Consider the following 7,929-nt stretch of genomic DNA (forward strand, 5'->3'; position numbering starts at 1 on the left):
TACAATAATAACAATCAATAGCCCACATTTCTATTTAACTACCATCATCTTAGGAAGTATTACTGCAATCAAATAATATTTCAGCTATCCCACCCACATTAAATAGTTATTTTCTTTTCCCTGCGCATAAGCCCACTCAGCCACCTTATGCGACCGCTCTTTATCCGTCAGAAAACCAAGTACGGATATCCGATCCACAATAATCAAATCCTGTTCTTCATTCCGCTCCTGCCACTTATGCAAAAATTCATCTGAGGCAAGAAAATTACTTTTCTTAGAATTACAGTTTGAATCTGCAAGCACAAAGTTATGCCCCGTATCCGATGGATACATTGACCAAGGAATAAAATGATCAACTGCATAGCTACCTTTTTTCATTGGCTTATTGCAGTAGAAACACTTACAGTCTTGCAGCTCTACCAATACGTTTGCCACTGCATTTAACTGGTTCCGACTTGGCTCAAACATGAATTGTTCAAGGTTGGGTAACGGATTCAAAATTGGTGCATTAGTACTGTTCTTACGGATATAATCAATCCAGCGTTTTTGACATAATTCTTCAATGATTTCACTGAACTGTCTTAAGCAATACATGACTTGAGGTAAAAGCATGAGTTGCTTTCCGCATTGATCAAGCTGATACAAAAACTCAAAATTTTGACCATTGAGGTTTTGCAAATATCGAACCGGCATCTCTTTTACTATTCTTGCCACATCTTTAAGCAACTTCAACCATACCAGTGAATCTCGTCTTAATAACCCAAGGGATGAATATATTTTCCGAATCTCAATAATTCGATTCACAATGGCTGCCTGCTTGCCATTGTTTTGATTTAAGATCAGCTGTCCTTGATCATTAAAGGTATATGGCACAGCTTGTTTCCAATACAGCTCTATAAACTTCTCAGCGATATCTGTGTATTCAAGTGCTAAACTTTCGCCTGAGTCCTGTCCTTTCTCAATAGCCAATCGGCTAAGACTAATCAGTAACGCAAATTTATAGGTACTACTAAAACTACCCGACTGTAAAATCAGTTGAATATTTTTAAGGAACTTAAGCTGTTCTTGAGCAGTAGGAATCAAATCAGGCATATTTTTTCCAAATCAGATTGAGCCATTTTTCTTGTCGTTCAGGTCTCTTATCTACCGTAATCCATTGCTGTATCTGTTGAACATTATCAAACGGCTCAAGTAAAGCATTTGCTTGAGCCTCATCTAAATCCGTAAATATTCTACCGTCATTCTCTCTTTCTGTTGTGCCATACTTAAATGACATATACAGCATACCACCTGGTTTCAAAGCAGAGATTAATTTCCCAATAACCTCAGCCAATCGACTGTGCTCACAATGAAGCAGAGATGCACACGCCCAAATTCCATCATAAGCTTCATAGTCATCAACCTCATAAAAGCTCTTCAACTTAATAGGAATACCTGTAAGTCGAGATGCTTTTTTAACGAGCTCTTCTGAATAGTCTATTGAATCGACCTGATAGCCTTTCTTTTTAAAAGCCAGAGTATCTCGTCCTGAGCCACAGCCAACGTCAAGAATCCGAGCACCTTCGGGCAACTCAGCTAAAAATGGCTGATATAGGCTTTCCATATCAACTTCAAACGTTGAAGCTGTAAATTCTTCTGCATGCTTATTGTAGTAGTCTATTGTTTTCATTACGGACACTTAGGCTAAAAGACATTTTCAGTCTACAAGAAAACAAAAAAATAAGGGAGCTAAGAGCATCCCTTATTCTCGACTCGCCAACTTACTTTCAATCCATTGATGGATCTCATAAGCTGACCAGCCGATACGATTTTGAGTAATTTTAACTTTCCTTGGGAATGTGGCATCGTAATAAGGTGAATTTTCATCCATCATTTCATAGATAGTTGAACGTCCTACTCCTGTAAACAATACAACTTGTTTGATATTGATAAGCTGATTCATTTGAAATGTTTGACCAATAAATGTATTCATGACTGATTCTCCTTAGATTGTTTAAGCGAGCTGTCTACCGCTCAAACAATCAGGACGTTCTGTAAAAAACTAATTTGAATACTTCACAACCTTGGCCTAATTCACAGCTCTTACACTTTGCTGCAACCCCTGCTGAATATCCTGTACAAACCCTTCAGGCGAAGCTTGTTGCTCCACTGCCCGGTTCTGTTCTTGTTCAGGATAGTATTCATCCAGCACATCCAACCCTTCCTCTATATCTGTTTCAAATCGCGCATTGGCAAAACCCTTCCTTGCCGTAAAGTCCAAAGCCTCCTGATAAAACCCAGCTTGTTTACTCTGCTCATCAATTTGCCTGGCTTGAGCAATCGCATCATTCAAGTTAATCCCTTCCCTTAAAGTTAGATCCACGTAATACACCGGCTGACGATAGCTTTGTGTGGTGCTTTTTCCTCTTAAAGTCAGTTGCAAAGGCAAGCAAGACAATAAGCCTCCTGAAGCGGCATGGTAATAACTCAGCCGTGCAGCCAAAGTCCGAATACTGTTAAAGCCTGTAGTTCTAAAGATGAAGGTACCAAACTCATCCGAGTCATCCAGGTTCACATGTAAACGTCCATAAGGTTTGCAGTTACCGCCTTGTGCCAGAGGACATAAATCTGGCGATAGACAGGGATGTTGCTCTACACCTTGATTGGTTAAACGCTGGCAGGTTTCACCGTTGCCGACACAGACTGGCCGTCCGGTCTGTCGGTCAAATAAAGTGTATTCAGCGCGCAAGTTCAAATCAGGATCATTAAAGATCATTCTGACGGGGATTGAGCGTAACTTTTGATTGAGAGTATTCGCTCGAAGCTGATCATCTAATGGATGTTTGACCCATCCCTCTTTACCTTGGATCTGGGACGTAATGGTGAATTGATCATCTTTTTCCGGTAGGCGTTTGCCATTCTTTTCTACTACCCGACCAATACTGATACGCCCTAGAACTGGTGGTGTAATCGCTAAACCTTTAATCATGGAAAATATCCTTAAATTTATTTTCTTACAGATTTGCCGCTGCTATGTAAGAGACGTGTTTCAAAGACACTCAATAAATCCAATCAACAGAAATAGATTATTGCTAGCAGACCAGCCGTAGATATGTAAGAAGCATGTTTCGAAATAATTGAATCAACTAAAAATGAATGAATAACGTTGCTAGCAACAAAAGCCGCGACCGTTTGCCCTCTATTCCTAGCGAATGGAGGGCGGGGAGTGGTTTTTGCGCCTCGCTAATTGAATGGGCTGAAACAGGCTAGTCGGTATAGATATTGAATCGACGACCGCCTTGCTTCTGAAGTGGATAAAGCTCAATAAGTTCAGGCTGGTGCTGAAGCAATGCCTTGGTATTCAGACTGATGGAGTCCTTGGCTTTCTTCCACACCACCGAGCCACGACTAAACACAGCTCTTTCAGCATCTTTCATCAGCATTTGGATGTGATGCTTCAGCTGGTCAAAGCGTTCCTGCTTATGCTGAATCTCTTCTTTCATTTTAATGAGCTGATCAAACATTAAATTGGCATTTTCATTTTGCGAGAGATCTTCAACGCTCAGCGGTACATGCGCTGGATAGAGTTGCAGAATGGCTTTGGCTGCGGATTCACTGGCATCGACTGATGGCGGAGTATCCGTTTCCACACATTCCCAGAAATAACGCTCTGCCTGAATGATGTGTTGAATCACTGATTCAGAACGGCTGACTTTAAAGATCTTGGTTTCATGCCCACAGATCAGGACACAGACATGCGCGGCCTGTTTACCTGTAACTGCAAGTTGATGTTGCACCTGACACAGCACGTATAAAGGCACACCATCTCGCCATAGCCTGGCACCATGCTCTCCGGCAGTTTTGCATTCCAGGATCTGCACGTCATCGCTGCCAACGACTGAGTAATCTAGATTTGCCAGCATAAACGACTTATCCGGATCTGGATGCTGAAGCACAGCATTGACTCGTCTCACTTTATTATTGGTATGCAAGCTGTAGTACTCCGCTACCAGTGGCTCTAACTGTTTTCCCCAATACAATGGTGCAACGCCTGAGCTGTCATCATCTATATTCTGCTGAGTTCGACCGGTCTTGATCATCCACAGTTCCAGCATTGACATGTAGGGATTCAATCCACATGCGGTTGCGGCATCACTACTGCCAATGCCTTGCTTACGCACTTCTAGCCATTCCTGGTAATCCATGTTTTTGGTATTGGCTAAACGCTTAGCTGTCGCTGTTCGTTTAGCTACGGTATTTGATTCATTCATCTCATTCGGAATTGGGAAATGAGGGAGTTGAGAGGTATTTATCGGTGCAATCTGATTCATGCTCTGATCCTTATAAATATTGAGTTCTGTAAAATTTTCGGCATAAAAAAAGCCACATCTGGAGATGTGGCAAAAGGGGTGTTTTCACTGGAGAAGAATCATCTGCATGACCCTTGCCCATTATTGTAATAGCACTGGCTTAAATGAAACTTAAACCACTAAGCGAAGCGCCTGCTCCAGTCCACGCTGCTTTAACGCAGCACCTGCACCAAACCAAGCAGAGTCCAAACGATGATCGGTACTCATGGCACGACGTTCATGATCGGCGAACTCTGTAATACTGCACAGCAAACCGTAGGCGGTATCTTTGGCTGAGCTGAGTTCTGCACCACGACCTTGTCCGTTGAACATGTCCATGACTTTAGTCATGGCACGTCCATTCGGTTCAGACTTTTCTTTCGCTAGATTTGGAGTAGCGACATTGCGATAGAACTGAATGATATTCTCCTCCTGATCGGCAACACTTATGCTGGTATTGTTAAACACTGCATCAAAATAGGCAGCCGCTTCTCCTTGGGTGACTTTACGCTGACTGAGCTGCTTCATTTCATACATGTGTTCATCCCAGGCACGGACCGAAATACCCAATTGCTGTTTGACCTTGTCCGCATCAAACTTGGTGCTGTGTGGCACTTTGACCACACCCGCACTGCTGCTCTGCCCACGTAAGGCAATCGCTAAGGTGTTATTGCATACCACCCGGATATTGGTGAACTGTGCCGTTGTCGCCAGTGTACCGTCACAGGCAGTTGCCAATAAGATATAACCATTACTGACATCCTTACCCTTGAGTGCCGTAGATTGCCCGGTACGTGCCAATGCCCAGAACTTCTTCCCACCTTTGAGTACACCTGCGGTTTCCAGCTCAAAGCCAGATTGTTCAGTCAGATCCCGGTAGAACTCCAGAATCTCCATTGGCTGAACTTCCTGATAACGCTGACTGACCACCGACAAAGGTGCATGGGTATCAGAACGATACAGCACTCGCTGTTCTTCATAGGGCATGATGATGCTTTGGCCACGTTCATTCTGTGCCATGTAGCTGACATTGGAGGATTCAATTCGCCAATCCATGCCTGCTTGCTGGGCCCAGATTTCAATCGGCTGATTCTGAGTGAGTTGATTACCTAAGCCATGCCAAGGGGTATCACCGACATAAGCCATTTGTTCAAGTTGATGTGCCATGATAATTGTCCTTATAAACAAAAAGGCTGCTGAACCCCATCCCTTAGTTGGAATGAAGTCCAGCAGCCTGATTCAGATTTGTCTTGTGAATATGCTTATTGAGTACTGTGTAATAGACTCAATGAGCACATTCAATGTATTGATTCATCTTTATGTTATATAAGTGAAATTTATTTCAATCTGCTCAAAAACTTCGATGACTCAACTGTATAGTGCGTGGAAGTATATGCAGAATAAATATAGCTTTCAGCTTATTGCGGTGACATTACAATCTCACGTCCATCCTCCAATACCGCAACCACCTCTCTAACATTACGTGGATCACAATTTAAGAAGAAGCGCATAGTTTTACCGTACAGGATAGGATTGGCACCATCACGGTAATCTGCTCTACAGTTACCCCGATTCACCACTACTCGATCCAGTGTAATTGTATCGGACAATGAAATTAAATGGAGATAAGCCGTTTCAACCTCATGTTTCCCACCAAACACCTGATTCTTAATTTCAATACGATATTGCATGGATGCATCACCTTGGTCGTATGATGCTTGTTCTTCATTCTCCGCTTCTTGCCTATTCAGTGTTTCCCACTCATCCCAGCCTTTAGCAATGAATTCCCGTATTTCCTCAACAGGTGTCAATTCCAAATTACTGAGATAATAGCCTGCTAGACTAGCTGTCTCTTTACTTGGTGATTCTTTTAACGCTTCCAAATCCTCTATTTCTTTCTCAGTAATTTTTTCTATCAGAGCTTTTGATTCTACTTCTTCAGTTTTAACTTTGGCATTTTGTGCTACTGAGTTTTTATCACAGCCTACCGCTAAAATAGCAACAGTTGCCAGCATCATGATTTTTTTCATTTCCCCCCCTATACCTAGACATTCATATCAAGGTGCCAGTCTATCCATACACTGTTGGTAATATTTATCTCGGAATACTTGTTTCGTTTTTTCATAAGTTGCCGTTCCACCACGTCCGTATTCAAAGGCATCATGAATAATTGGTCTGAGCTGCTCACGTAGTTCGGGGTTATTGCCAGCAAGCATATAAGTCGCTTCGGCAAAACCACCATAGGTCAATCGAGCCTGCATTACAGTTTCAGCCACATCGGCTTCTTCCTGACAAGCCTTTTCTTGTTTGGACGTACACCCAGCAAGCAGAGCAACTACAATGATCAAAAATAATATATTATTTCGCATGTCCTTACCCTCTACATTTGCCTACTGTATAACCTCTGGCAAAGTCCAAACGACGTCTGTCTTCATCATTGGTGATCGGTATAGTAAAGAATGGCTTGCCGTATTGTTCACGAATGCTGTCATAGCGACAGGCACAGGCTTCTTCACTTGCAACTGCGGTTTTAATGGCAGCATTTGGATACATACACTGTTCAATATAAGCTTTACGGTCTTTGGCATCCGTAGATGAACAGGCAGATAAAATAGGTAAAAGACATACAGCAAGCATGCTGAATATTTGAATTTTCATAAAGCACCCCCTTTGGTATTGTTCTGTATTGAAATTAAAATTTAAGACACAGCGACGCCTGCTCCCTAGCAAGGAAGATGTGCGGATATAAATAAAATGAGACGAATAAATCCCATCAACTGCTTGGTGAAAAGTCAGCTGTTTGAAATTGAATTCAGTACAGTAAGGGGATGAATTGAATGACCATGATGGACTCCTAGATGTAATAGAAGCTCTGCCGAATCACTGTCAATTGATTATGGTGGCAGAACGAAAAGGGGTTGACAGACTGGTCATCTAGTACCAGCACGCGCGAACGCGTCCCCCTCCCGTTCTACCGCAAAGGGGGACGAGAAGGTTTCGCACAAGACTAATACTCAGGAAGAATATGAGCCCGATACGCTAGATGAAACGGTCTGTCAAAACCGACTGGCAATGTAGGCCAGCACACTAAGAATAATGATGAGTGCAAGTTAAGTCAATTCAGAAGGTTATAAAATAGATGCATTTTTATCTCTATATTTTCATCTATTTAAAAGACAACTTGATCTGATTCCCTTAATTAATAAATAGCATTTTTAGCTAATAATGTATAACTCTATTCCACTGTAATGCTAACCTAGTTTTAAAAATTGTATTAGACCTGAGAACAGTTAAACACCCTCATATTTTGAAATCGAACTCTAAGTCGCTGATCAAGCTTCTCATCAGAATAACGAGCCAAATAGCTATACGCAGCTTTTAGCTTCTCCCGCCCTATCGGATCATTGCGATAAATCCTACCCAATCCACACAGATAGCCTGCAACCCTTAAATTTTTATCATAAAGGTTTGTTTAGAGATGGATCCGTAAATTTGAACAACTCCTATAAGTGATATTCTGCTCCTCAAATGATGTTATAAACATCAATATATGGAGTATTTTATGGCACGTAGACCAAGAAGAAATCATTCAAATGATTTT

The 7,929-nt window shown here is 41.9% G+C and carries 9 protein-coding genes; all 9 read right to left on the reverse strand.

Annotation, left to right across the window (positions count from 1 at the left end; translation table 11 throughout):
- Positions 1 to 84: 84 nt before the first annotated feature.
- Positions 85 to 1,092 (reverse strand): HNH endonuclease domain-containing protein, encoded by a 1,008-nt coding sequence (locus FTU44_RS05470; protein ID WP_180049761.1) that lies wholly within the window; start codon positions 1,090 to 1,092, stop codon positions 85 to 87.
- Positions 1,085 to 1,669, reverse strand: a complete 585-nt coding sequence (locus FTU44_RS05475) for a bifunctional 2-polyprenyl-6-hydroxyphenol methylase/3-demethylubiquinol 3-O-methyltransferase UbiG (RefSeq protein WP_180049763.1) — start codon at positions 1,667 to 1,669, stop codon at positions 1,085 to 1,087. Before FTU44_RS05475 ends, FTU44_RS05470 begins: the two co-directional genes overlap by 8 nt.
- 72 nt (positions 1,670 to 1,741) lie before the next feature.
- Positions 1,742 to 1,972, reverse strand: a complete 231-nt coding sequence (locus FTU44_RS05480) for an AlpA family transcriptional regulator (RefSeq protein ID WP_100534467.1) — start codon at positions 1,970 to 1,972, stop codon at positions 1,742 to 1,744.
- 96 nt (positions 1,973 to 2,068) lie between these two features.
- Positions 2,069 to 2,968, reverse strand: coding sequence for a hydrolase or metal-binding protein (locus tag FTU44_RS05485; RefSeq protein WP_180049764.1), 900 nt, complete (start codon positions 2,966 to 2,968; stop codon positions 2,069 to 2,071).
- Positions 2,969 to 3,245: 277 nt separating this feature from the next.
- Positions 3,246 to 4,310 carry a YqaJ viral recombinase family protein gene (locus FTU44_RS05490; protein WP_180049766.1) on the reverse strand — a complete coding sequence of 355 codons (1,065 nt, stop codon included), beginning with the start codon at positions 4,308 to 4,310 and terminating at the stop codon, positions 3,246 to 3,248.
- A 150-nt stretch (positions 4,311 to 4,460) separates the two neighbouring features.
- On the reverse strand, positions 4,461 to 5,495 hold the full coding sequence (locus tag FTU44_RS05495; protein ID WP_180049768.1) for a DUF932 domain-containing protein: 1,035 nt from the start codon (positions 5,493 to 5,495) through the stop codon (positions 4,461 to 4,463).
- 251 nt (positions 5,496 to 5,746) lie between these two features.
- Positions 5,747 to 6,358, reverse strand: a complete 612-nt coding sequence (locus FTU44_RS05500; RefSeq protein ID WP_180049769.1) for a hypothetical protein — start codon at positions 6,356 to 6,358, stop codon at positions 5,747 to 5,749.
- A gap of 27 nt (positions 6,359 to 6,385) precedes the next feature.
- Positions 6,386 to 6,697 (reverse strand): hypothetical protein, encoded by a 312-nt coding sequence (locus FTU44_RS05505; RefSeq protein ID WP_168414842.1) that lies wholly within the window; start codon positions 6,695 to 6,697, stop codon positions 6,386 to 6,388.
- Between the two features lie 4 nt (positions 6,698 to 6,701).
- On the reverse strand, positions 6,702 to 6,986 hold the full coding sequence (locus FTU44_RS05510; protein ID WP_180049771.1) for a hypothetical protein: 285 nt from the start codon (positions 6,984 to 6,986) through the stop codon (positions 6,702 to 6,704).
- Between the last annotated feature and the right edge of the window lie 943 nt (positions 6,987 to 7,929).

Origin of the sequence: Acinetobacter sp. YH12105 (genome assembly GCF_013419095.1) — a bacterium.
Classification (GTDB): domain Bacteria; phylum Pseudomonadota; class Gammaproteobacteria; order Pseudomonadales; family Moraxellaceae; genus Acinetobacter; species Acinetobacter pseudolwoffii.